At 64.5% G+C, this 21,683-nt stretch carries 30 protein-coding genes and 1 pseudogene; 3 read left to right on the top strand and 28 right to left on the bottom strand.

Annotated features, from left to right (window positions below):
* Nucleotides 1-199 precede the first annotated feature (199 nt).
* The 3 genes from eccE (at nucleotide 200) to EV191_RS15050 (ending at nucleotide 3,202) form a co-directional block, all read left to right on the top strand.
* Nucleotides 200-1,381, top strand: coding sequence for a type VII secretion protein EccE (gene eccE, locus EV191_RS15060; RefSeq protein WP_132877665.1), 1,182 nt, complete (start codon nucleotides 200-202; stop codon nucleotides 1,379-1,381).
* Nucleotides 1,382-1,406: 25 nt separating this feature from the next.
* Nucleotides 1,407-2,144 carry a hypothetical protein gene (locus EV191_RS15055; protein WP_132877664.1) on the top strand — a complete coding sequence of 246 codons (738 nt, stop codon included), beginning with the start codon at nucleotides 1,407-1,409 and terminating at the stop codon, nucleotides 2,142-2,144.
* 323 nt (nucleotides 2,145-2,467) lie between these two features.
* Nucleotides 2,468-3,202 carry an endonuclease domain-containing protein gene (locus EV191_RS15050; protein ID WP_243658972.1) on the top strand — a complete coding sequence of 245 codons (735 nt, stop codon included), beginning with the start codon at nucleotides 2,468-2,470 and terminating at the stop codon, nucleotides 3,200-3,202.
* Here the strand turns inward: EV191_RS15050 and truA are convergent.
* From truA to rplV, 28 genes and pseudogenes are all read right to left on the bottom strand, one after another.
* Entirely contained in the window at nucleotides 3,199-4,077 is an 879-nt protein-coding gene (truA, locus tag EV191_RS15045; RefSeq protein ID WP_132877663.1) for a tRNA pseudouridine(38-40) synthase TruA, read from the bottom strand. The genes EV191_RS15050 and truA overlap by 4 nt on opposite strands.
* A complete protein-coding gene (rplQ, locus tag EV191_RS15040) occupies nucleotides 4,074-4,670 on the bottom strand; it encodes a 50S ribosomal protein L17 (protein ID WP_132877662.1) in 597 nt (198 codons plus the stop codon). The genes truA and rplQ overlap by 4 nt, the downstream gene beginning before the upstream one ends.
* Nucleotides 4,671-4,720: 50 nt before the next feature.
* On the bottom strand, nucleotides 4,721-5,794 hold the full coding sequence (locus EV191_RS15035) for a DNA-directed RNA polymerase subunit alpha (protein WP_132877661.1): 1,074 nt from the start codon (nucleotides 5,792-5,794) through the stop codon (nucleotides 4,721-4,723).
* A gap of 117 nt (nucleotides 5,795-5,911) precedes the next feature.
* The gene (rpsD, locus tag EV191_RS15030; RefSeq protein ID WP_132877660.1) at nucleotides 5,912-6,517 is read right to left on the bottom strand and encodes a 30S ribosomal protein S4; all 606 of its coding nucleotides are present in this window, start codon (nucleotides 6,515-6,517) and stop codon (nucleotides 5,912-5,914) included.
* A gap of 22 nt (nucleotides 6,518-6,539) precedes the next feature.
* On the bottom strand, nucleotides 6,540-6,947 hold the full coding sequence (rpsK, locus tag EV191_RS15025) for a 30S ribosomal protein S11 (RefSeq protein WP_132877659.1): 408 nt from the start codon (nucleotides 6,945-6,947) through the stop codon (nucleotides 6,540-6,542).
* A gap of 27 nt (nucleotides 6,948-6,974) precedes the next feature.
* Nucleotides 6,975-7,355, bottom strand: coding sequence for a 30S ribosomal protein S13 (rpsM, locus tag EV191_RS15020; protein ID WP_132877658.1), 381 nt, complete (start codon nucleotides 7,353-7,355; stop codon nucleotides 6,975-6,977).
* 178 nt (nucleotides 7,356-7,533) lie between these two features.
* The gene (rpmJ, locus tag EV191_RS15015; protein WP_132877657.1) at nucleotides 7,534-7,647 is read right to left on the bottom strand and encodes a 50S ribosomal protein L36; all 114 of its coding nucleotides are present in this window, start codon (nucleotides 7,645-7,647) and stop codon (nucleotides 7,534-7,536) included.
* Between the two features lie 86 nt (nucleotides 7,648-7,733).
* The gene (infA, locus tag EV191_RS15010; protein ID WP_132877656.1) at nucleotides 7,734-7,955 is read right to left on the bottom strand and encodes a translation initiation factor IF-1; all 222 of its coding nucleotides are present in this window, start codon (nucleotides 7,953-7,955) and stop codon (nucleotides 7,734-7,736) included.
* Between the two features lie 410 nt (nucleotides 7,956-8,365).
* Nucleotides 8,366-9,142 (bottom strand): type I methionyl aminopeptidase, encoded by a 777-nt coding sequence (gene map, locus EV191_RS15005; RefSeq protein WP_132877718.1) that lies wholly within the window; start codon nucleotides 9,140-9,142, stop codon nucleotides 8,366-8,368.
* Between the two features lie 22 nt (nucleotides 9,143-9,164).
* The gene (locus tag EV191_RS15000; protein WP_132877655.1) at nucleotides 9,165-9,719 is read right to left on the bottom strand and encodes an adenylate kinase; all 555 of its coding nucleotides are present in this window, start codon (nucleotides 9,717-9,719) and stop codon (nucleotides 9,165-9,167) included.
* The gene (gene secY / locus EV191_RS14995; RefSeq protein WP_132877654.1) at nucleotides 9,716-11,023 is read right to left on the bottom strand and encodes a preprotein translocase subunit SecY; all 1,308 of its coding nucleotides are present in this window, start codon (nucleotides 11,021-11,023) and stop codon (nucleotides 9,716-9,718) included. The genes EV191_RS15000 and secY overlap by 4 nt, the downstream gene beginning before the upstream one ends.
* A gap of 344 nt (nucleotides 11,024-11,367) precedes the next feature.
* Nucleotides 11,368-13,119, bottom strand: coding sequence for an ABC transporter ATP-binding protein (locus EV191_RS14990; RefSeq protein ID WP_132877653.1), 1,752 nt, complete (start codon nucleotides 13,117-13,119; stop codon nucleotides 11,368-11,370).
* Nucleotides 13,116-14,690: an ABC transporter ATP-binding protein gene (locus EV191_RS14985; protein ID WP_132877652.1), complete on the bottom strand. Its 1,575-nt coding sequence runs from the start codon at nucleotides 14,688-14,690 to the stop codon at nucleotides 13,116-13,118. Before EV191_RS14985 ends, EV191_RS14990 begins: the two co-directional genes overlap by 4 nt.
* A 364-nt stretch (nucleotides 14,691-15,054) precedes the next feature.
* Nucleotides 15,055-15,498 carry a 50S ribosomal protein L15 gene (gene rplO / locus EV191_RS14980; protein ID WP_132877651.1) on the bottom strand — a complete coding sequence of 148 codons (444 nt, stop codon included), beginning with the start codon at nucleotides 15,496-15,498 and terminating at the stop codon, nucleotides 15,055-15,057.
* Nucleotides 15,498-15,680, bottom strand: a complete 183-nt coding sequence (gene rpmD, locus EV191_RS14975; RefSeq protein WP_132877650.1) for a 50S ribosomal protein L30 — start codon at nucleotides 15,678-15,680, stop codon at nucleotides 15,498-15,500. The genes rplO and rpmD overlap by 1 nt, the downstream gene beginning before the upstream one ends.
* A gap of 1 nt (nucleotide 15,681) precedes the next feature.
* Entirely contained in the window at nucleotides 15,682-16,323 is a 642-nt protein-coding gene (gene rpsE / locus EV191_RS14970) for a 30S ribosomal protein S5 (protein ID WP_132877649.1), read from the bottom strand.
* A 49-nt stretch (nucleotides 16,324-16,372) separates the two neighbouring features.
* Nucleotides 16,373-16,780, bottom strand: coding sequence for a 50S ribosomal protein L18 (gene rplR / locus EV191_RS14965; RefSeq protein ID WP_132877648.1), 408 nt, complete (start codon nucleotides 16,778-16,780; stop codon nucleotides 16,373-16,375).
* Nucleotides 16,777-17,316 carry a 50S ribosomal protein L6 gene (gene rplF / locus EV191_RS14960; protein WP_132877647.1) on the bottom strand — a complete coding sequence of 180 codons (540 nt, stop codon included), beginning with the start codon at nucleotides 17,314-17,316 and terminating at the stop codon, nucleotides 16,777-16,779. The genes rplR and rplF overlap by 4 nt, the downstream gene beginning before the upstream one ends.
* 16 nt (nucleotides 17,317-17,332) lie before the next feature.
* Nucleotides 17,333-17,731: a 30S ribosomal protein S8 gene (rpsH, locus tag EV191_RS14955; RefSeq protein WP_132877646.1), complete on the bottom strand. Its 399-nt coding sequence runs from the start codon at nucleotides 17,729-17,731 to the stop codon at nucleotides 17,333-17,335.
* Between the two features lie 119 nt (nucleotides 17,732-17,850).
* Nucleotides 17,851-18,036 carry a type Z 30S ribosomal protein S14 gene (locus EV191_RS14950; RefSeq protein WP_132877645.1) on the bottom strand — a complete coding sequence of 62 codons (186 nt, stop codon included), beginning with the start codon at nucleotides 18,034-18,036 and terminating at the stop codon, nucleotides 17,851-17,853.
* Nucleotides 18,037-18,042: 6 nt separating this feature from the next.
* Nucleotides 18,043-18,609 carry a 50S ribosomal protein L5 gene (gene rplE, locus EV191_RS14945; protein WP_132877644.1) on the bottom strand — a complete coding sequence of 189 codons (567 nt, stop codon included), beginning with the start codon at nucleotides 18,607-18,609 and terminating at the stop codon, nucleotides 18,043-18,045.
* Nucleotides 18,609-18,923 (bottom strand): 50S ribosomal protein L24, encoded by a 315-nt coding sequence (rplX, locus tag EV191_RS14940; protein WP_132877643.1) that lies wholly within the window; start codon nucleotides 18,921-18,923, stop codon nucleotides 18,609-18,611. The genes rplE and rplX overlap by 1 nt, the downstream gene beginning before the upstream one ends.
* 2 nt (nucleotides 18,924-18,925) lie before the next feature.
* Nucleotides 18,926-19,294, bottom strand: a complete 369-nt coding sequence (gene rplN, locus EV191_RS14935; protein WP_132877642.1) for a 50S ribosomal protein L14 — start codon at nucleotides 19,292-19,294, stop codon at nucleotides 18,926-18,928.
* An 8-nt stretch (nucleotides 19,295-19,302) separates the two neighbouring features.
* Nucleotides 19,303-19,608, bottom strand: a complete 306-nt coding sequence (gene rpsQ / locus EV191_RS14930) for a 30S ribosomal protein S17 (protein ID WP_132877641.1) — start codon at nucleotides 19,606-19,608, stop codon at nucleotides 19,303-19,305.
* Nucleotides 19,605-19,886 (bottom strand): 50S ribosomal protein L29, encoded by a 282-nt coding sequence (gene rpmC, locus EV191_RS14925; RefSeq protein WP_132877640.1) that lies wholly within the window; start codon nucleotides 19,884-19,886, stop codon nucleotides 19,605-19,607. Before rpmC ends, rpsQ begins: the two co-directional genes overlap by 4 nt.
* A 2-nt stretch (nucleotides 19,887-19,888) precedes the next feature.
* Nucleotides 19,889-20,308, bottom strand: a complete 420-nt coding sequence (gene rplP / locus EV191_RS14920; protein ID WP_132877639.1) for a 50S ribosomal protein L16 — start codon at nucleotides 20,306-20,308, stop codon at nucleotides 19,889-19,891.
* 140 nt (nucleotides 20,309-20,448) lie between these two features.
* Nucleotides 20,449-21,190: pseudogene (gene rpsC, locus EV191_RS14915) on the bottom strand (30S ribosomal protein S3); the annotation flags it as partial.
* A complete protein-coding gene (rplV, locus tag EV191_RS14910; RefSeq protein ID WP_132877637.1) occupies nucleotides 21,190-21,639 on the bottom strand; it encodes a 50S ribosomal protein L22 in 450 nt (149 codons plus the stop codon). The gene rplV and the pseudogene rpsC, both read right to left, overlap by 1 nt.
* Nucleotides 21,640-21,683: the final 44 nt, after the last annotated feature.

Genomic DNA, 21,683 nt, shown 5'->3' with positions numbered 1-21,683 from the left:
CCGCCCGTCCGGGCCGCCTGGACCTGGTGGCCCCGGGCCCGGAGGTTCCGGGGGCGGACCGCCGGGCGGAGGACCACCGGGTGGCCCGCCACCAGGCCAGCCACCGAGCTCCGGGGCCGCTCATCCGCAGCCAGGCCAGGATCGACCGATCGGGGGCGTGCGTAAACGCAGTTCCGGCATCAATCTCGGCCCGCTGCCGATGACGAATTTGGTAGTGATCGAGATCGGGTTGGCGATCGGGTTGATCCTGATCGCGATCAATACCTCGCTGGTCTACGTCTCGATTGGCGTCGCGGCTGCCGCGTTGATCATCGCCCTGCTGCGCTGGCACGGCCGCTGGTTCACCCAATGGTTTGGACTTACGCTCAGTTATACGCTGCGCTCGACGTCTCGAACGGCACATCCGCTTCGCCAGGAAACACTGGAGCAGATCGCCGTGGAGGATCAGTCGGTCACCGGCCCCGATGACGCTCGAGTCAACCTGCTCCGGCTCGCTGTGCCGGACCTGGTGGTCGCACATGGCGTCGACCACGAGCACAAGCCGCTTGGCATGGCGTGGAACGACGGCACCTGGACGGCGGTGCTGTTGATCGATCCGACCCCGCCGATGGTCAGCAACGTCGGTAGCGCACCCAGCCTGCCACTCGGTGCCCTTGCTCCTTGCTTGGAAGACCGCGGGGTGGTGCTGGACACGATCCAGGTGATCTGGCACTGCTACCCAGGCAGCGCATCGCTGCCGGCCAGCTCCCCCGCGTTGGCGTCCTACCTTGAGGTGCTTGGCCCGCTGCCGGCAGCGGCTCGGCGAACGACGTGGGTAGCAGTACGGCTCGACCCACGGCGCTGTCCTGCCGCGGTACGCGAGCGCGGCGGCGGTGTGGTTGGCGCGCACCGGGCGCTTATCGGAGCGCTTTCCCGGGTGCGCAACGCACTGGAATCACGCGGTGTGCCCACCCGGCCACTTGATCCGGACGAGTTGCTCCGCGCGGGCGTCTCAGCGGCCGAGCTCACCGCCGTTGCCGGGTCAAACCATCGCGTTGACCTGCAGGAACGCTGGACGGGTGTGACCGCGGCGGGCATTGGGCATGCCAGCTATGCGATCACTGGCTGGCCAAAGGGCAAAATGGCGAACAGTCTCAACGCACTGACTGGCGTACGTGCCCTCTCCGCAACCGTGGCAATGTCCATCTCGCCCGGCGTGGATGAGGGCAAGGTCGGCTTGCGCGGGCTGGTTCGGGTCAGCGCGCGAAACCCGAAAGAGCTAGAAAGCGCCGACGAGCGGCTGCATGCGCTGTCCGGCAGACTCGGCACGACGCTCACGCCGCTGCGTGGTTTGCAAATATCCGGATTGGCCGCCACCCTGCCGTTGGGCGGCACGGCATGACGAGGGACGCGTTGGGAGTGCGCGGATGACCGCGACCGGTACCACCAGGCAGGTCGACTCACAAGAGCGGCATACTGGCGTAGCTCCGGAGTTTCTGGTTTCGCCCGCACTGCTGGACGCGGTCAGCCCTTCCGGCGACCGCGGTGGCATGGTCCTCGGCTCAGGGATGAACGGCGAGCCGCTGACCATCTCGGCGCTGCGCTCGGCGCCGACCCGAATCGTGTTGGTCGGCGGACTGTATCTGGCGCGCCAGGTGGCGCTGCGGGCGATGGCCGTTGGCGCATGGATCGTGGTCGCCACTGGACGGCCAACCGCGTGGCAAATGATCGCGAAAGCCGCCGGCACGGGACCCGACGGTCGGCCAGCGCCGGTCGTCCAGATTCGCCGGCTATCGCCAGTCGAGCTGCCCCGTCCTTCCGAGGACGCGCCGCTGCTGGTGGTACACGATGGCGGACCAACTCCACAGGAGCTGTTTCCGCCACGCTCTCCCTGGCAGACGACGGTCTACGTGTTGCCGTACATGCACCCGCAGGCTGGCGCGACGGCCAACTCCGCGGATCTTGTGCTGATGCAGCGACTGCCGGCTGGGCAGGCCCAACTGGCTGCTCGAATCTGGCGTCTACCGCCACCAATGGTCCATCAGATCACAACTTTGAAGGACGATCAGGTGATTGCGTTGGGCCGAAATCTGTGGCGTCCGCTCCGATTGGTCACTACGCAAAAGGAACAGCAGATCCTCGGGCCAGTTCGTCGAGGCGACTGACCTGCACTTTTGTTTCGTTTAGCCCCCTAAACGTTGATTAAGGGCTGCGGGGATCAACAGGCTCAGCGGCAGTTTCCTGGGTTTTTGTGCCTGTGGATAACTTAAGCGGCGAATCTGGTATTTAGCGCACAGTGGGTGTTATGACTCAAATGCGCGCTAGCGATCTAACCGACGTGTTCCGCGGATCCGAAGCTCGAGCAGCTGGAGTCGTCACCGACTACCAGCTGCGAACCGCGCAGTTTCGACGATTATTTCAGGACGTTTACGTCCCATCCGGCATCCCAGTTACCCATGAGTTGCGTTGCCGAGGGGCGGCATTGATCGTGCCGCCGGAAGCGGTGCTGACCGGGCGGTCGGCTGCAACCGTCCAGGGCGTCGAACTCGCGGGCCCGAATGACCCGGTCGAGTTCGTGGTACCGGAGGGTCATCGCTTTGGCCCAATCCGCGGACTCCGTGTTCGCCGCACCGAGGTAACCCGCAGCGAATCAACCGAGTGGCACGGCATCCGCCTGGCTACACCCCTTCGCACGGCCATCGACCTGCTATTACGCCACTCCCCGAGAACTCATGCTCGCACAACGGTGCTGCGCACGGGTGTTGCCGATCTAGACGCCTACCTGCGTGCGAACCTCGTGTCGCGAGCTGAGTTGGAACAGAGTTTGCAGCGGCGAAGGAACCGGGGCGTGGTCGTTGCCAGGCAGGCCGAGTCACTCGCGGACACCCGCGCCGAGTCGCGGCCAGAGTCCGAAGTCAGAGTGCTCCTGCGGCTCAACGACCTGGCTCCGACGCCGCAGGTGGAAGTCCACGACGGGGAACAGTTACTCGGTCGACTAGATCTCGCGCTCGAGCACGAGCGTGTTGCGATCGAATACGACGGGCGTTGGCACAACACCCGGAAGCAGGCCCGCTATGACCGAAGCCGGCGCGCTCGCCTCGAACACGCCGGCTGGACGTTCGTCATAGTTGATGCGGACAAACTCGCTCAACCAGAGGAGCTGATAAAGGAAGTTCTCGCTGCTATCCGGTATCGCCGTCGATTAAGCCGTATAGCAAGTTAGCCGCGAATATTCCGAGTGCGTGCCGCACGAGCGGCGAGTTGCTCGCCAGGCGGATAGTCCACCTTGACGAGTGCGAGGCCGTGGGCCGGGGCCACCGTCACCGAACTGGACCTCTCCTGTGCGGCAAGCAACGAAGCGGGCCAGGTTACGCTTTTGCGGCCGTCGCCAACTGGCAGCAGGGCTCCAACAAGGCTACGGACCATAGAGTGGCAGAAGGCATCCGCCGAAACGTGTGCCACGAGTATGCCATCTGGGTTCCGAGTCCAGTCGAACCGCTGCAACTCGCGAATCGTGGTCGCACCCTCGCGGCGCCGGCAGAAGGCGGCGAAATCATGCTCGCCGAGAAGTAGCGTGGCCGCATCGTTCAGGGCTCGCAGATCGAGTTCCTGGCGCCAGGCGAGCGTGTCCCAGCGGCGTAGTGGGTTCACTCCCCAGCTTGCGTCCGCGACTCGATACTCGTAATGCCTGCAGAGCGCGGAAAAACGCGCGTCGAACTCGTTGGGGACCGGGTGGATGCCATAGATCCGAACATCTGGCGGTAGCGCCCTGGCAAGTCGGTGCAGCAAACCGCCCGGCTCGATGTCCTCCGGCAGATCTATATGCGCGACCTGTCCGCTGGCGTGCACCCCCGCGTCCGTGCGCCCCGCAACGGTAAGCCGCACCCTACTTTCTACGTTTAGCCCGCTAAACGTAGAAAGTCGAGGCAGGATGAGGGTTAGTGCATCTTCAAGTACACCGCAGACCGTGCGCTGGTTTGGTTGCCGCGCCCAGCCGGAGAAATCAGTGCCGTCGTAGGCGATGTCTAGCCGAAAACGGACGAGCCCACCATCCCGCTCCGGGTTGGTGGGCTCGTCCGTTGGGTTTGCGGCCGTCAGGACTCGTCCTTCTTGTCGTCCGACTTCGCGTCCGCGTCCTCCGCAGGCTCGGCATCTGCCTGTGCCTCTGGCGCGTCCACAGCCTCCGCGTTGTCCTCGCCCTTGGCGTCGTCCGCCACCGCAGCGTCGTCGTCGGCTGCTGCTTCGTCAACCGCCGGCTCGCTCGGTGCCGCAGCGACCGGCTCGTCCTTGGCGAACTTGGTGCCACGAGCCTTTTCGGCTTCCTCGGTCACCAGCCGCTCCGAGATCAACTCGATCACGGCCATATCAGCGTTGTCGCCCTTGCGCGGCATCGTCTTGGTGATTCGGGTGTAACCGCCATTGCGGTTGGCGAAAAACGGCCCGATCTCCGCCATGAGCTTATGCACAACGTCCTTGTCCCGGATGACCTTCATGATCTCCCGGCGGTTGTGCAGGTCGCCGCGCTTGGCCTTGGTAATAAGCCGTTCCGCGAACGGGCGGAGGCGCTTCGCCTTGGTCTCCGTCGTCTTGATCTTGCCGTGCTCAAACAGCGATGTGGCGAGGTTCGCCAGCATCAACCGCTCGTGCGCCGGCGACCCGCCAAGACGGGCGCCCTTGGTTGGGGTGGGCATCGATTGCTCCTTGTTGGATCCTCTGCTCGAAATCGTCCACTATGGACCGATCAGAGCTGCTCCGTCTCTGCGTAATCCTGACCGTCGTCATACGGGTCTTCGCCGGGAATCCCGCCCTCGGCGTCCAGACCGTCGGACCAGCCGCCAGCCGAGTAATCGGCAACCGCGGCCGACGGGTCGAACCCGGGCGGGCTGTCCTTCAGCGCCAGGCCGAGGCCAACGAGCTTCATCTTGACCTCGTCGATCGACTTCGCTCCGAAGTTGCGGATATCCAGCAGGTCTGCCTCGCTGCGGGAAACCAGCTCGCCGACCGTATGAATGCCCTCGCGCTTGAGGCAGTTGTACGAGCGAACGGTGAGATCGAGGTCCTCGATCGGCATCGCGTAGGCGGCGATGGTGTCCGCCTCCTGCGGTGACGGGCCGATCTCGATGCCCTCGGCATCCACGTTCAGCTCACGTGCCAGACCGAACAGCTCGACGAGCGTCCGGCCGGCCGACGCGACGGCGTCGCGCGGCGTGATGGACGGCTTGGTCTCCACATCCAAGATCAGCTTGTCGAAGTCGGTACGCTGCTCGACACGAGTCGCCTCAACCTTGTAGGTCACCTTCAGCACCGGCGAGTAGATCGAGTCGACCGGAATCCGGCCGATCTCGGCGCCGGCTTGCTTGTTCTGCACGGCGGGCACATAGCCACGACCACGCTCGACGACAAGCTCGATCTCCAGCTTGCCCTTACCATTCAGCGAAGCAATGTGCAGATCCGGATTGTGCACGGTGACTCCTGCCGGCGGCACGATGTCGCCAGCAGTCACATCGCCAGGCCCCTGCTTGCGCAGGTACATCGTCACCGGCTCGTCTTCCTCGGAGCTCACGACGAGCTCCTTCAGGTTAAGGATGATGTCGGTGACGTCTTCCTTAACGCCGGGAACGGTGCTGAACTCGTGCAGCACTCCGTCGATGCGGATGCTGGTTACCGCGGCGCCCGGGATGGACGACAGCAGCGTACGCCGCAACGAGTTGCCGAGCGTGTAACCGAAACCGGGCTCCAGCGGCTCAATGCTGAACCGGGAGCGGGTCTCGTTGACCGTCTCCTCACCAAGGGTGGGACGCTGAGAAATGAGCACTTTACGTTTCCTTTCCTACCGACGCCCGCCATATGACGTCGAAAGGGTGGCGTGGCCGGCCAGCATGTCCGTGGACAGCCGGCCGGCCGGCGGCCGGCACTCCCTACGTGCCGCCGCTTACTTCGAGTAGAACTCGACGATCAGCTGTTCGGTGACCGGGACCTCGATCTGCGCCCGCTCCGGCAGCTGGTGCACCAGGATCCGCAGGTTCGACGGAACGACCTGCAGCCACGCTGGCACCGGACGCTCACCGAGGCTCTCCTTCGCAGCGACGAAAGGCAGCGTCTTCAGCGACTTCGGCTTGACGTCGATGATGTCCCATTTGGCGACCCGGTAGCTCGGTACGTTGACCTTCTTACCGTTCACCACGAAGTGCCCGTGGCTCACCAACTGGCGCGCCTGCCGGCGAGTGCGGGCCAAGCCCGCGCGGTACACCACATTGTCCAACCGCGACTCGAGGATCTGCAGCATCGCCTCGCCAGTCTTTCCTGGACGACGAACTGCCTCCTCGTAGTAGCGGCGGAACTGCCGCTCCAGCACGCCGTAGGTGTGCCGGGCCTTCTGCTTCTCCTGCAGCTGCAGCAGGTACTCGCTCTCCTTAACCCGACCGCGGCCGTGCTGGCCGGGCGGGTAGGGGCGGCGCTCGAATGCCTTGTCGCCGCCAACGAGATCGACCTTCAGCCGGCGGGACTTACGAGTCATGGGGCCGGTGTAACGAGCCATTTTGCTTACTCCTCCCCGTGCCTCAGACCCGACGCCGCTTCGGCGGACGGCAGCCGTTGTGCGGCTGCGGGGTCACGTCTTGGATGGTGCCGACCTCAAGGCCGGCGGCTTGCAGTGAGCGAATCGCGGTCTCGCGGCCGGAACCGGGACCCTTGACGAACACGTCAACCTTCTTCATGCCGTGCTCCGCTGCCTTGCGCGCGGCGTTCTCCGCGGCCATCTGCGCGGCGAACGGGGTGGACTTACGGGAGCCCTTGAAACCGACGTGTCCGCTCGATGCCCAGCTGATCACCGCGCCATTCGGGTCGGTGATGGATACGACGGTGTTGTTGAACGTGCTCTTGATGTGCGCATGGCCATGCGCGACATTCTTCTTTTCCTTGCGCCGGACCTTTTTCGCCCCGGCGCCAGTACGAGCCTTGGGTGGCATAGTTCGCGTGATCTCCTCGGTGCGGGGTTACTTCTTCCCGGCCTTCTTCTTGCCGGCGACCGTCTTCTTCGGGCCCTTGCGGGTGCGCGCATTGGTCTTGGTCCGCTGTCCACGCACGGGCAGGTGACGACGGTGCCGCAGGCCCTCGTAGCAGCCGATCTCCATCTTGCGGCGGATATCGGCCTGAACCTCGCGACGAAGGTCACCCTCGACCTGGTAGCTGGCTTCGATGTGGTCGCGCAACCTGATGACGTCCTCATCAGCGATGTCCTTGGCGCGCAGATCCGGGCTGATGCCGGTCGCTGCCAGGAGCTCCTTGGAACGCGTACGACCGATGCCGTAGATGTAGGTCAGCGCAACCTCCATCCGCTTATCGCGGGGGAGGTCAACGCCCATGAGTCGTGCCATATGGCGGTTCTCCTTGTCATGTCTTCAGGTCTACTCCCCATCCATCCCCTGGCCGACTCGTCGCACCGGGCCCCGGCCTGAAGTCCGGGGGTGCACCAGACCCGTATGGTCCGGCAGGTGTAGGGAGGTTCTCGTTTAGTTATGCGTGGCAGAGAATCTGCTACCGGAGATCTGCTGCTCAGCCCTGACGCTGCTTATGGCGCGGGTTGCTGCAGATCACCAGGATCCGACCGTGCCGGCGAACCACCTGGCACTTGTCACAGATCCTCTTGACGCTCGGCTGCACCTTCACGTCTGTTGTTTCTCCTGCTCTCGGGCGTGCCCGCCCACTACATAGTGTTTTCGGGCACCAGTAACGGCAGTGCTCGCGTCACCAGGTCACTTGTAGCGGTAAACAATCCGACCGCGTGTCAAGTCGTAGGGCGATAGCTCCACGACGACGCGGTCTTCGGGCAGGATTCGGATGTAATGCTGCCGCATCTTGCCGCTGATGTGCGCCAGGACCTTGTGGCCGTTCTCCAACTCGACGCGAAACATCGCGTTGGGTAGTGGCTCGATCACGCGGCCCTCGACCTCGATGGCCCCGTCCTTCTTCCCCATGTCCTCCGCGTTTCGTGACTTGGTTGAGCTGCGGGTACTTGTTGTCGTTGTGCTGTTTACGAGCGCGCGCTACCCCGACTCCGTGTACTGCGCTTCGACGATCGCCTGCTTGCCAGCGGCCGGAGAGCCGGCGCTGTCCACCGCAACGGGAGGCACAACGGATTCGACGTGCAAACACGCCGGTTAGCTAGTGTACGCGTGGCTAAACCACTGAATTCACGCGGGGGCCACACTGCTCGCATCTCGCGGCTATCCCAAGCGTACGCTCGCTTCAACACCCCCGCACCCCACCTGCGCAAACTCCGTTTAGCGGGCTAAACGGCTATAGGAGGGAATGGTGGGGCTTGTGGTGTGCGTGTGGGTGATGGATCGCTGTCCAGCAGTGACGTGAGGTAGCTAACGGCTATGGGTTAGGCATCCTCGGGCGCGGTGAGCACCCAGGGGCCGTTCTCGGTGACGGCTACAGAATGCTCCCAGTGTGCCGCACGGGAGCGATCGGCGGTGAGTACCGTCCAACCGTCCTCGAGTTCCTCGGTTTCCGCAGTGCCCATGGTCAACATCGGTTCTACGGCCAGCGCCATCCCCACCCGCAACCGCGGTCCTTTGCCCGGCTTACCGACGTTCGGCAGGAACGGGTCCATATGCATCTCGCTACCGATGCCGTGCCCGCCGTATTCGCTGATGATCCCGTAGTCCACGCCATCTCGACGGCGCGCGGCCATTGCCTCGGTCTGGATCGCGTGCGAGACATCGGTCAGTCGCGCCTCCGGCCGGATCGCAGCGATCCCCGCCCACATCGCGGCCTTGGTCGCCTCGGAAAGTGCTTGGTCGGCCGCGCTCGTCTGGCCGATATGCAGCGTTACGGCTGAATCACCGTGCCAACCATCCAGAATCGCTCCGCAGTCGACGGAGATCAGGTCACCGTCCGCAAGCAGTTGCTCTCCGCTCGGGATACCGTGCACGACCTGGTCGTTCACCGAGGCACAGATACTGCCCGGAAATCCGTGATAGCCCTTGAACGAGGGCACCGCGCCCGCGTCCCGGATGGTCTGCTCGGCGAGTTCGTCGAGTTCACCGGTACTTACCCCTGGCTTAGCCTGTTCGGCGACGAGCCCGAGGGTGCGCGCCACGAGCAATCCGGCCGCGCGCATCGCCTCGAGCTCCGCGGCCGTTTTGATCTCGATCAGGCGCTCTTTGCGCAGGAACACCTCAGGACCGTTCGCTCAACGCGGCGAGCACTCGAGCCGAGATTTCGGCGACCTCGCCAACTCCATCCACCGAAATCAACACATCCCGGTAGTAGTCCAGCAGCGGCGCCGTCTCCGAGACGTACACCTGCTGGCGGCGACGAATCACGTCCTCGGTGTCGTCGGTCCGGCCACGCTCCAGCAGCCTGGCAACCACGACGTCTTCATCCACAACCAACTGCACCACGGCATCCAGGCGGACGCCGTCCTCGCTGAGGATCTGGCCAAGTACGTCGGCCTGGGCGATATTGCGGGGAAAGCCATCCAGCAGGAAACCGTGCTTCGCATCGGACTCGGCCAAGCGCTCACGAACCATCCGGTTCGTCACGTCGTCTGGCACGAGTTCGCCGGCGTCGAGATACCGCTTGGTCTCTTTACCGAGCGGCGTTTCTTCCCCAACATGCTTGCGAAATAGGTCGCCCGTGGAGATGTGCGGTATCCGCAGTTCCTCGCTCAGAGCGACGGCTTGGGTGCCTTTACCTGCCCCCGGCGGGCCAACAAGAACCAGTCGAGTCATCGGAGGAACCCTTCATAGTTGCGCTGCATGAGCTGGCTTTCGATCTGTTTCATCGTGTCCAGCCCGACACCGACCATGATCAGCACAGCGGTGCCACCGAACGGGAAGTTCTGGTTCTGACCCTCTCCTGTTAGTGCGAGGAAGAAGTTCGGCAGGATTGCCACGGTACCCAGATACAGCGATCCAGGGAATGTGATCCTGTTCAACACGAAGCGCAGGTACTCGGCGGTTGGTCGGCCAGGCCGAATACCCGGAATGAACCCGCCAAACTTCTTCATCTCATCGGCACGCTCGTCCACGTTGAACGTGATCGTGATGTAGAAGTACGTGAAGAAGATGATCAGCATGAAGTACATCAAGATGTGCAACACGCTGGACTGATCAACCAGGTTCTGCTGGATGAACTGCTGCAGCGCCGATGATTCGTTCGGATCGCCAACCAACCGGCTCAGCAGGTCAGGTAGGTACAGCAGCGAGGAACCGAAGATAACTGGGATAACACCGGCCTGGTTCACCTTGATCGGCAAGTAGGTGGACGTCCCGCCGTACATCCGACGGCCGATCATGCGCTTGGCGTACTGCACTGGAATACGCCGCTGCCCCTGCTCGACGAACACCACGGTCGCGATGATCACCAGGGCACAAGCGCAGACCACGATGAAGATCTCGACACCGCGCGTGTTGAGGATGTTGCCGCCTTCGACCGGAATCCGCGCCGCGATGTTCAGGAAGATCAGCAGCGACATCCCGTTGCCGACGCCGCGCTCGGTGATCAACTCGCCGAGCCACATGATCATGGCCGTGCCCGCGGTCATGGTGAGCACGACGAGCGACAGCGTGAACACGCTGTTGTCCGGGATGATGTCCTCGGTGCAACCGCTGAACAGCAGGCCCCGCTCAGCGAGGGCGACGATCCCGGTGGCCTGTAGCACGGCCAGCGCCATGGTGAGATAGCGCGTGTACTGCGTCAGTTTCGCCTGGCCAGACTGGCCTTCCTTCTTTAGCTGCTCGAACCGCGGAATGACCACGGTGAGCAGCTGCACGATGATGCTCGCGGTGATATAGGGCATGATGCCCAGCGAGAAGATCGAGAGCTGTAGCAGTGCACCACCGCTGAACAGGTTCAGCAATGAGTAGATGCCCTGCTGTTCGACCTCGCCTACGCATTTCTGGACGTTCGGATAGGACACCCCAGGCGAGGGAATCGCGGCACCGATTCGGTAAACCACGACGACCCCGAGGGTGAACAGAATCTTCTTGCGTAGGTCCGGCGTCGCCAGAGCCGAGCGGAAGGCGCTAAGCACGCGGGGGGACCTCCTCGGGCTCACCGGCCCTCTCACCGGCGATCGGGTTGACCGGCGCATTTACCGGCTGACGAACTACTGGCACAGAGCCAGATATACCCCGGGCGCAGGTGGCCCGAAGTATGCAGTGCGACTGTAACAGTGACCCGGAGCAATACCGTCGGCAGCCGGGGTCACTGGCCCTCGACACAGGACAGCAACCGGCACCGCTGCTTCGCTGTCTCGGTTTAGCAGGCTAAACGGCTATAGGTGAGGCGGGTGTGGCGCATGTGGGTGATTGGGCGGAGGGGTGTGCCTGGGCGAGTGACCGTCGGCGGGCAAGTGATCGCCGGCAGGTGGGTTGCTCAGGGAACTGGGCTGACGGTGTGCACCAGGCGCGCGTAGGAGCCATCGGCAGTGAGCAGCTCCTCGTGGGTGCCGAGCTCACTAATCCGGCCGTCCTCGAGGACCAGTACCCGATTCGCGGCGCGGGCGACCCCGAGCCGGTGCGCGATGGATACGACAGTTCGACCAGCAAGCGCTTGCGTCAACGATCGTTCCAGGCCACGCCCGCCGTGGTCACCCAGAAGCGCGGTCGCTTCATCAAGGACGACCACGGGTGGATCGGCCAGCACCAGCCTTGCCAAGGCCAGCCGTTGCGCCATATCGGGCGCCACCGCATGCGCGCCGCCACCCATCGTCGTCGACAGCCCGTCCGGCAGCGACCGCACCCAGTGCGCGGCCCCGACCACGTCGAGTGCGGCGTAGAGCTGCTCGTCAGACCATGGATCATCCGTCGAGGTCGCCGTGAGGGTGATGTTGTCCCGTACGCTCGCGGCGAACACATGGTGCTCCTGGGTCAACAGCAGTACCTGCGCACGTAGCTGCTCGGTTGGCCAGCCGGCGACGTCCACGCCGCCGAGCGTGATCAACCCGCTGTCTGGCCGCCCCACCCCGGCAAGAAGCCGCGCCAGGGTCGATTTACCCGAGCCGGACGGCCCGACGATGGCCAGATGTTCTCCACCGGGGATGCGCAAATCAATGCCACGCAGTACTTCCACCCCTGGCAGATAGCCAAACCGGACACCGTGCAACTCGATGTCCCTGCCAGCCGGCGCACCCGCACTACGCTGAACGTCCTCAGTCGGAACGCGCTGTACGCCCAGGATGCGTCGCATCCCGACGCCACCCACCTGCAGATCCTCGATCCAAAGCAGTAACTCATTCAGCGGCGACGCCATCGACTGCGCGTAAAGCAAAACCGCGGTGACCGCGCCGAGCCCAGCGAGACCATTCGAGTATGCCCAGCCGCCCGCAAACAGGATCACGCACAGCGGCAATACGTAGGACAGTTCGAGAAACGGCAGCCAGCGGGTTAGCAGGCCGCGGTGCGCCCGCTCATAACGTGCGGTGACCCCAAGACGGTCGCGGTTCCACGATGTCCTTCGCGCAGCCAACCGCATCGCCTCGACGGTCGCCGCACCGGTAACGGTCTCGTTCGAACTCGCCTGCACATCGGCCCACGAGTCGAACATGCGCTCAAGCACAGCCTTTGCCCTCGGGCGATACCACCGCGTGCTGACCACGATGATCGGCAACGCGAGCAACACCCCTGAGGCGAGCAACGGCGAGGTCCACACCATTGCCACGGCAGTAATCACGACCGTGATGCTGGACATCATGATCTCCGGCGCAGCGCTCCGTGCGGCGTGTTCGATCCGACCGATGTCCGACGTCGTCCTGCTCAGCAAGTCGCCGGTGCCCGCCGACTCGACCCTGGCCACCGGAATACGCAGCACTCGCTCGAGAAACTCCTCGCGCGCCCGCGCAAGCAGCCGCTCGCCCAGAATCCGGGCTCGAAGGTGGCTCATCCGAAGCAACACCGACCGGACGAGCAACACACCGGTAAAGGTCAGCGCCAGCTCGACCAGCGGGATATCGCGTTGCTCGGTTACGGCGTCCACCAGTGCGCCGAGCAGCTGCGGACCGACCAGTCCGAGCATGCCGGCAAGCAAGAACAGCGTCAGCATCACGCTGCCAAGCCGCCATTCTCGTCTCGCTGCCGCGACTATCCATTGGCGTACGGCGGCCTGCTCAGCGAACGGAAAGCTGTTCATTCTGATTCCTGTTTGGGTTCATCGATCTCCAACACCACATCCGCCACGGCCTTCCACAGTGGACTCGCACTACAGACAAGAGTGGTTCGACCGGCGCGCAGCTTGGCGATTCGCTGGGCAATGCATTCTTCGGTATGCGCGTCAACGGCGGCCGTTGGGTCCTCGAGCACCAGGACGTCCGGGTCCAGCGTCAATGCCCTTGCCAAACCCAACCGCTGTCGCTGACCGCCAGAGACCGAGCGGCCGCGCTCGCTGATCACTTCCTGCCAACCGTCCGGGAAGCCGGCGAGCACATCTTCGGCGGAAGCGGCGTGCACAGCGCGGTGCACCGGAACCCCTGTGCCCAACTCAAGTTCAGGACCTACCGGACCGGAGAACCAGATCGCGTCGGCACGAACAAGCACCACTCGATCACGTAGTTCGTCTCGCTCGATTTGGTCGGCGCGAACACCACCGATGGTGCAGCTTCCGTCGCCAAGCCCGGCGAACAGCTCTGCTCGATCGGGCGCGGGTGGAATCACCGTCAGTTGGCCGGCCGCGATCCGCCACGTGCCACAGCGCAGTTCCAATGGTCCGCTCGGCAATGGCACTGGCACGGCGGGCGACTCGGGCTGCGGCCGTAGGCGCAACAATCGACACACCCGCCCGGCCGCAACACGCGCGGCGCTGTAACTTTCGGCTGTCTCGGTCGCCGCCTGCACCGGAATCACCAGAAAGACCGAGGCGCCATAGAACGCGATGAGGCTGCCGACCGATATCTGACCGTCGACCGCTAGCCAAACGCCAATGACCGTCACGGCGACGGTGACCAGTCCCGGCAGTAGCACGCCGGCAGCCGGCAGCCATGACTCGATTCGGCCGACCCGAATCCCTTCGGCCGCGACCCGCTGGCTGGCGGAACGATAACGTTGAAAGAAGGCGCGTTCCCCGCCAATACCGCGCAGCACCCGCAGACCGCCGACAATGTCCGAGCCCATCGCGTTGACCTCGGCGAGCTTGTCGCGCTGTGCTTCCTTGCGGCGATGCAACGGGCGCATCAGTGGACCGATACTGAGCACCGCGAGCGGGACGCCAATGAAAGCGACAAGGCCGAGCAGTGGTGATTGGACCAGCAATGCGATGGACACCCCGACGAAGGCGATAGCCGCACCGATAAATCGTCCGAGGTTTTCGCACAGATCACCGATCGCGTCCACATCATCGGTGCCCATCGCGACTACTTCGCCCACGCGGATCTGCTTCGGCAGACTCGCACCGAGCGCAGCCGCTTGCTGAACAATCTGGTCGTGGGTCAGATGCGCGCCGTGCAACCACAGCGTGTGCGAGGACCACTCGTGTACTGCGCTGGCGCAGGCTTGGACCAGTCCGATGGCAAGAACAATGCTGCCCCACAGCAGTAACGCACCGGTGTCGCGCTCGGCAATACCGTGGTCGATTGCTTGGCCGATGACCAACGGCAACGCGGCAGGCGCAAGCAGCCATGCCGTACCAGCTACGACAGAGCTGGTGACGAGTCCCTTCCTGGCGAGCAGGACGGACAACAGGAAGCGTCGCGGGGATCGGGCGTCCACTCGCGACGAGGTGTCAGATTGTCAATCGAATGGTGCTGAGTACATGCGCCTCAAACTACTCGGCGCCACCCCGCCCAGCCACCGATTTATCGCGTTCAGCGGGCTGACCGTCGATAGGCCGCCGCGTTCAGCGGGCTAACCGCGGTCCGCGGGCAACCCGAGGCGCCGCGGCCAGTTGTTAGTTCAGCGGGCTAAACGTCGATGGGTAGTTACGTTTAGCGGGCTGAACGTCGATGGGTGGTCGCGTTTAGCGGGCTGAACGTCGATGGGTGGTCGCGTTTAGCGGGCTAAACGCGCATAAGAAAGCGGCCGGCGGGTGTCCGCCGGCCGCTTTTGCTCGCCTCAGCCCACTGGGCTGACGGGCTCAGAGCTTGGTGGCGGTGCCACCAGCAGCGGTGATCTTCTCGGCCGCGCCGGCCGAGAAGGCGTTCGCGGTGATGTCCAGCTTGACGCCCTGCAGGTCGCCGTCGCCGAGCACCTTCACGAGCCGGTTCTTCCGCACGAGGCCGTTCGCCACCAGCTCGTCCACGCCGATCGTGCCACCGTCCGGGAAAACCCGAGCGATATCGGCAAGGTTGACGGGCTGGTACTCGACGCGGAACCGGTTCTTGAAGCCGCGCAGTTTCGGCAGCCGCATCTGGAGGGGCATCTGCCCACCCTCGAAGCGAGCTGGCACGTTCTTCCGGGCCTTGGTTCCCTTGGTACCCCGACCCGCGGTCTTACCCTTCGAGCCTTCGCCGCGACCAACCCGAGTCTTCTCGGTCTTGGCGCCCGGCGCCGGCCGGAGGTGATGAATCTTGATGGCCATTACTTGACCTCCTCCACAGCGACGAGGTGCCGCACCGTGTGGACCAGGCCGCGGGTTTCCGGAGTGTCCTCCCGAACCACCGACTGCCTGATCTTGCGCAGCCCGAGCGTACGCAGCGTGTCCCGCTGGTTCTGCTTGCAACCGATGGTGCTACGCAGCTGAGTCACCTTGAGCTGAGCCATGTCACGCCCCCTGACCCGCGCGAGCGCGCAGCATTCCGGCCGGTGCAACATCCTCGAGCGGCAGGCCGCGCCGAGCGGCCACCGCCTCGGGCTGCTGCAGATCCTTCAACGCGCGCACGGTGGCGTGCACGATGTTGATCGCGTTGTCACTGCCGAGCGACTTGGACAGCACGTCGTGCACCCCGGCGCACTCCAGCACCGCACGCACCGCGCCACCCGCGATCACACCGGTACCGGCGCTGGCCGGACGCAGCAGCACCACACCGGCTGCCTCCTCGCCCTGCACCGGGTGCGGGATGGTGCCAGCAATCCGAGGCACGCGGAAGAAGTTCTTCTTCGCCTCCTCGACGCCCTTGGCGATCGCCGCGGGCACCTCCTTGGCCTTGCCGTAGCCAACGCCGACCTGGCCGTCACCGTCGCCGACGACAACCAGCGCGGTGAAGCTGAACCGGCGACCACCGGAAACAACCTTGGCAACGCGGTTGATCGCTACGACGCGCTCGAGATGCGGGGTCTTTTCCTGGGCCGCCCCGCCACGGCCGCTGTCCCGACGGTCCCTGCGGTCCCGGCCGCCGCCCCGCTCGGAGCGCTCGCCACCTGGGCCACCCTGGCCGCCGCCGGTCTGCCGTGTACGTCCCGGCATCAGGCTTTCCTTCCGTTCTCAGTCGACATTCCCAGACCGTTCTCGGTCATCAGAACTCCAGCCCGCCTTCGCGAGCCGCGTCCGCGAGCGCCGCCACCCGACCGTGGTAGTCGTAACCACCACGGTCGAATACCACCGTCGAGACGCCAGCTTCCTTGGCACGGGCCGCGACGAGCTCGCCAACCTTGGTCGCGCGGGCCTTCTTGTCGCCTTCCATCGCCCGCACATCGGCTTCCATGCTGGACGCCGAAGCCACGGTCTGACCGGCCAAGTCGTCCACCACCTGAACGACGATGTGCCGGGACGAGCGGTTCACGACCAAACGCGGCCGCTCTGGGGTGCCGCTGACCTTCTTCCGAATCCGGAAATGCCTGCGGGCACGCGCCGCACGCCGCCGGGTGGAGACATCCTTGCCGACGGGCCTGCGCTTTGTAGCATTCGTTTCGCTCATGATCACTTACCCGTCTTTCCGACCTTGCGACGGATCTGCTCGCCCTCGTAGCGAACGCCCTTGCCCTTGTACGGGTCCGGCCGGCGCAACTTGCGGATGTTCGCGGCGGTCTCACCAACCAGCTGCTTGTGAATACCGCTGACGGAGAACTTGGTCGGGCTCTCCACCGCGAACTGGATGCCCTCCGGCGCGGCAATCTTGACCGGGTGGCTGAAGCCCAGCGCGAACTCCAGGTCCTGGCCCTTGAGCTGGACCCGGTAACCGACGCCGTGGATCTCCATCTTCTTCGTGTAGCCCTCGGTAACCCCAACAACCAGGTTGTTCACCAGGGTCCGGGACAACCCGTGCAGCGACCGGCTCTCCCGCTCGTCGTCCGGGCGCTTCACCAGAACGGCGCCGTCCTCGTCCCGTTCCACCGTGATCGGCTCGGCGACGTTGTGCTCCAGAGTGCCCTTCGGCCCCTTCACCGTCACGCGCTGACCATCGATGGTCACCTCGACTCCGGAAGGGACAGTGATCGGCAGCTTTCCGATACGCGACATGCCTGCTCCCCCTTCCTCACCAGACGTAGGCGAGGACTTCCCCGCCTACCCCGTTTTGCTTGGCCTGCCGGTCGGTCTGCAGTCCCGCGGACGTCGAGATGATCGCGACGCCGAGACCGCCGAGGACCTTCGGCAGGTTGGTGGACTTGGCGTAGACCCGCAGGCCGGGCTTCGAGACACGGCGCAGTCCAGCGATGCTGCGCTCCCGGTTCGGGCCGTACTTCAGCTCAACCACGAGGTTGGGGTGCTTTTCCCCGGCCTCATCGCGGTAACCCGAGATGTAGCCCTCGCGCTTGAGGATCTCGGCGATGTTCGCCTTGAGCTTGGAGTGCGGAAGCACAACCTCGTCGTGATACGCCGAGTTGGCGTTACGCAGACGTGTCAGGAAGTCTGCGATCGGATCGGTCATCGTCATGGTGACCAGTCAACCTTCCTCGCCTGGTTCCCAGCTCCTGCCGGGCCTGTGGCGATTGTGTTTCGGTACCGCCGTCCACGAACACCGGACGGCGGAGGGTCGCAAGTGGACGCCTGGTGTCACCAGGAGGACTTGTGCACCCCGGGAAGCTCGCCCGCATGCGCCATGTCACGCAAGCAAACCCGGCACAGCCCGAACTTGCGCAGCACGGACCGTGGACGGCCGCACTTGCGGCAGCGGGTGTAACCCCGAACCGCGAACTTCGGCTTGCGCGCGGCCTTGTGGATCAATGCCTTCTTGGCCATGTGGCGTCACGCCTCCTTGAACGGGAAGCCGAGCTGGCGAAGCAGCGAGCGGCCCTCGTCGTCGTTGGTGGCCGAAGTGACCACGGTGATGTCCATACCGCGCGGGCGGTCGATCGAATCGGGGTCGATCTCATGGAACATCGACTGCTCGTTCAACCCGAAGGTGTAGTTCCCGTTGCCGTCGAACTGCTTCGCCGACAAGCCACGGAAGTCCCTGATTCGCGGCAGCGCGATGGTCAGCAACCGGTCAAGGAACTCCCACATCCGATGGTTGCGCAGGGTTACCCGCGCACCGATCGGCATGCCCTCACGCAGTTTGAACTGCGCGATGGACTTGCGTGCCCGCCGGATCTCCGGCTTCTGACCGGTGATCGTCGCCAAGTCACGGACGGCGCCCTCGATCAGCTTGCTGTCCCGCGCGGCGTCGCCAACACCCATGTTCACCACGACCTTGACCACGCCGGGGATCTGCATCGGGTTGGCATAGCCAAACTCCGAACGCAGGTTCGGCACGATCTCCTCGCGGTAGCGGGTGCGCAGCCGCGGTTGGATCTTTTCTGCTGCGGTGGTCATCAAATGTCCTTGCCGTTCTTGCGCGAGATGCGGACCTTCTTGCCGTCCTCATCGCGGCGGTAACCGACGCGCGTCGGGTTGCCGTCCGAGTCGACGACCATCACGTTCGACACGTGAATCCAGGCTTCCTGCGTCACGATGCCGCCGGACTGGGCGCCCCGCTGAGTCTGCGAGATCCGGGTGTGCTTCTTAACCCGGTTCACGCCCTCGACGAGGACACGCTGCTCGGCAGGGAAAGCCTTGATCACCTTGCCCTTGGCACCCTTGTCCTTGCCGGCGATTACCTGGACCGTGTCGCCCTTCTTGATCTTCATGATCAAAGAACCTCCGGTGCCAGCGAGATGATCTTCATGAACTTCTTCTCCCGCAGCTCCCTGCCCACCGGGCCGAAGATACGGGTGCCACGCGGCTCATTGTCGTTTTTGATGAGCACCGCGGCGTTCTCGTCGAACCGAATGTAGGAGCCGTCCGGGCGGCGCTTTTCCTTCACAGTGCGGACGATGACGGCCTTAACCACATCACCGCGCTTGACGTTGGCGCCCGGAATTGCGTCCTTCACGGTCGCGACGATGATGTCGCCGATGCCCGCGTAGCGCCGTCCCGAGCCACCGAGTACACGAATGGTGAGGATCTCTTTCGCACCCGTGTTGTCGGCGACGCGCAGGCGCGACTCCTGCTGAATCACAACAACTCCTACTTGGCCTTCTCGACGACCTCGACCAGCCGCCAGCGCTTCGTGGCCGACAGTGGACGGGTCTCCATCAGCAGTACGCGGTCACCCACTCCGGCGGATTCCTGCTCGTCGTGCGCCTTCACCTTCTTGGTGCTGCGCATGACCTTGCCGTACAGGGCGTGCTTCTTGCGGTCTTCCAGCTCGACCACGATGGTCTTCTGCATCTTGTCCGAGACCACGTAGCCCTCGCGGACCTTGCGGTAGTTCCGCCCGGAGTCCTTCTTCTGCACAGCGGTCTCGGTCCGCTCCGTGCTCTGCTCACTCATGCGGCACCCTCACTCTGCGAAGCTCCGACCGCTTCGGCAGCCGCGGCTGCCTCTTCCTCATCGGGAGACACGGAAAGGCCGAGCTCCCGCTCGCGCATCACGGTGTAGATGCGCGCGATGTCGTTGCGCACGGTGCGCAGCCGACGGTTGTTGTCCAGCTGCCCGGTGGCCATCTGGAAGCGGAGGTTGAACAGCTCCTCCTTGGCTTCCCGCAGGCGCAGCACGAGCTCCTCATCGGTGAGCTCGCGCAGCTCGGACGCCTTGGTACCCGCTGCCATGGTTAGAACTCACCACCTTCACGACTAACGATGCGGCACTTCATCGGGAGCTTGTGGATCGCGCGACGCATGGCTTCCCGAGCGGTCTTCTCGTTCGGGAAGCTCATCTCGAACATCACCCTGCCGGGCTTGACGTTCGCGACCCAGTACTCCGGCGAACCCTTACCGGAACCCATGCGGGTTTCCGCCGGCTTCTTGGTCAGCGGACGGTCCGGGAAGATGTTGATCCAGATCTTGCCGCCACGCTTGACGTGCCTGGTCATCGCAATACGCGCGGACTCGATCTGCCGGTTCGTCACGTACGCGTGCTCAAGCGCCTGAATGCCGTAGTCCCCGAAGTTCACCCGGGTTCCACCCTTGGCCATGCCAGAACGCTTCGGCGCGTGCGACTTCCGGTACCTGACCTTGCGTGGGATGAGCACTACTCAGCCCTCCCCATTCCCTGCGTTGGAACCAGCGTCACCGGCCTCCGCCGCCGCGGGAGCGGCCTCGGTGGCGACTGCGCTTTCGCTGGTCTGCGTCTGCTTGGCTTCCTCGGCCGTGTTCGCGCCACGAGCCTCACCGCCGGAGCCGCCCGAGCGCCGCGGCCGGCTCGACCGGTCACCGCGCTCCCGGCGCGGCGGCCGAGACTGCTGCTGCTGCTCGGCCTGGTCCCTGGCTTCCTTGGCCTTCAGCCCACCGACGACGTCGCCCTTGTAGATCCACACCTTGACGCCGATCCGGCCGAACGTGGTGCGAGCCTCGAAGAAGCCGTAGTCGATGTCGGCGCGCAGCGTGTGCAGCGGCACCTGACCGTCGCGGTACTTCTCCGAGCGGGACATCTCGGCACCGCCGAGCCGTCCGCTGCACTGCACGCGGATGCCCTTCACCTGCGGCGAGCGCATGGCCGACTGGATCGCCTTGCGCATCGCACGCCGGAACGCGACCCGGTTGGACAGCTGCTCGGCGACACCCTGGGCGACCAGCTGCGCATCCGACTCGGAGTTCTTCACCTCGAGGATGTTCAGCTGAACCTGCTTACCGGTCAGCTTCTCCAGCCGGCCACGGATCCGGTCGGCCTCCGCGCCGCGACGGCCGATCACGATGCCCGGCCGGGCGGTGTGGATGTCGACCCGTACCCGGTCCCGGGTGCGCTCGATCTCCACCTTGGAGATACCGGCACGCTCCATACCCTTGGAGAGCATGCGGCGGATCTTGACGTCCTCCGCGACGTACTCGGCGTACTGCTTATCGGCGTACCAGCGGGACTTCCAGTCCGAGGTGATTCCCAGCCGGAAGCCGTGCGGGTTGATCTTCTGACCCACTACCGGGCACCTTCCTTCTTGCCGGCCTTGGCATTGCTCTGCTTCTTGCCACCGGCCTTGGCAGGCTTGGCCGCCTTGGGCCGGGACTCGACCTCGACCGTGATGTGGCTGGTCCGCTTGCGGATCCGGTAGGCGCGCCCCTGCGCACGTGGCTGGATTCGCTTGAGCGTCGGGCCCTCGTCCACGTAGATCTTCGAGATCCAGAGCGTGTCCGGGTCCAGGTCCTGGTTGTTCTCGGCGTTGGCCATGGCACTGGCGAGCACCTTCGCGACCGGACCGCTGGCGGCCTGTGGCGCGAACTCGAGCACGGCCAGGGCCTCGCTGGCGCTACGACCCTTGATCAGCTCGACTACCCGGCGCACCTTCATGGGTGCGTCCCGGACGAATCGAGCCCGAGCCACGGCACGCGGGAATTCTTCCTGCGTGGCGGCTTCAGAACGGGCGTTCATCGCTGCTTCCCCTTGCTTCTCTCTTCAGCTCGGTCACGGCCCGC

Source organism: Tamaricihabitans halophyticus (assembly GCF_004340875.1).
Classification (GTDB): Bacteria; Actinomycetota; Actinomycetes; order Mycobacteriales; family Pseudonocardiaceae; genus Tamaricihabitans; species Tamaricihabitans halophyticus.
The sequence above is the reverse complement of the archived record's forward strand: the minus strand, read 5'-3'. Positions and strand labels throughout refer to the sequence as shown.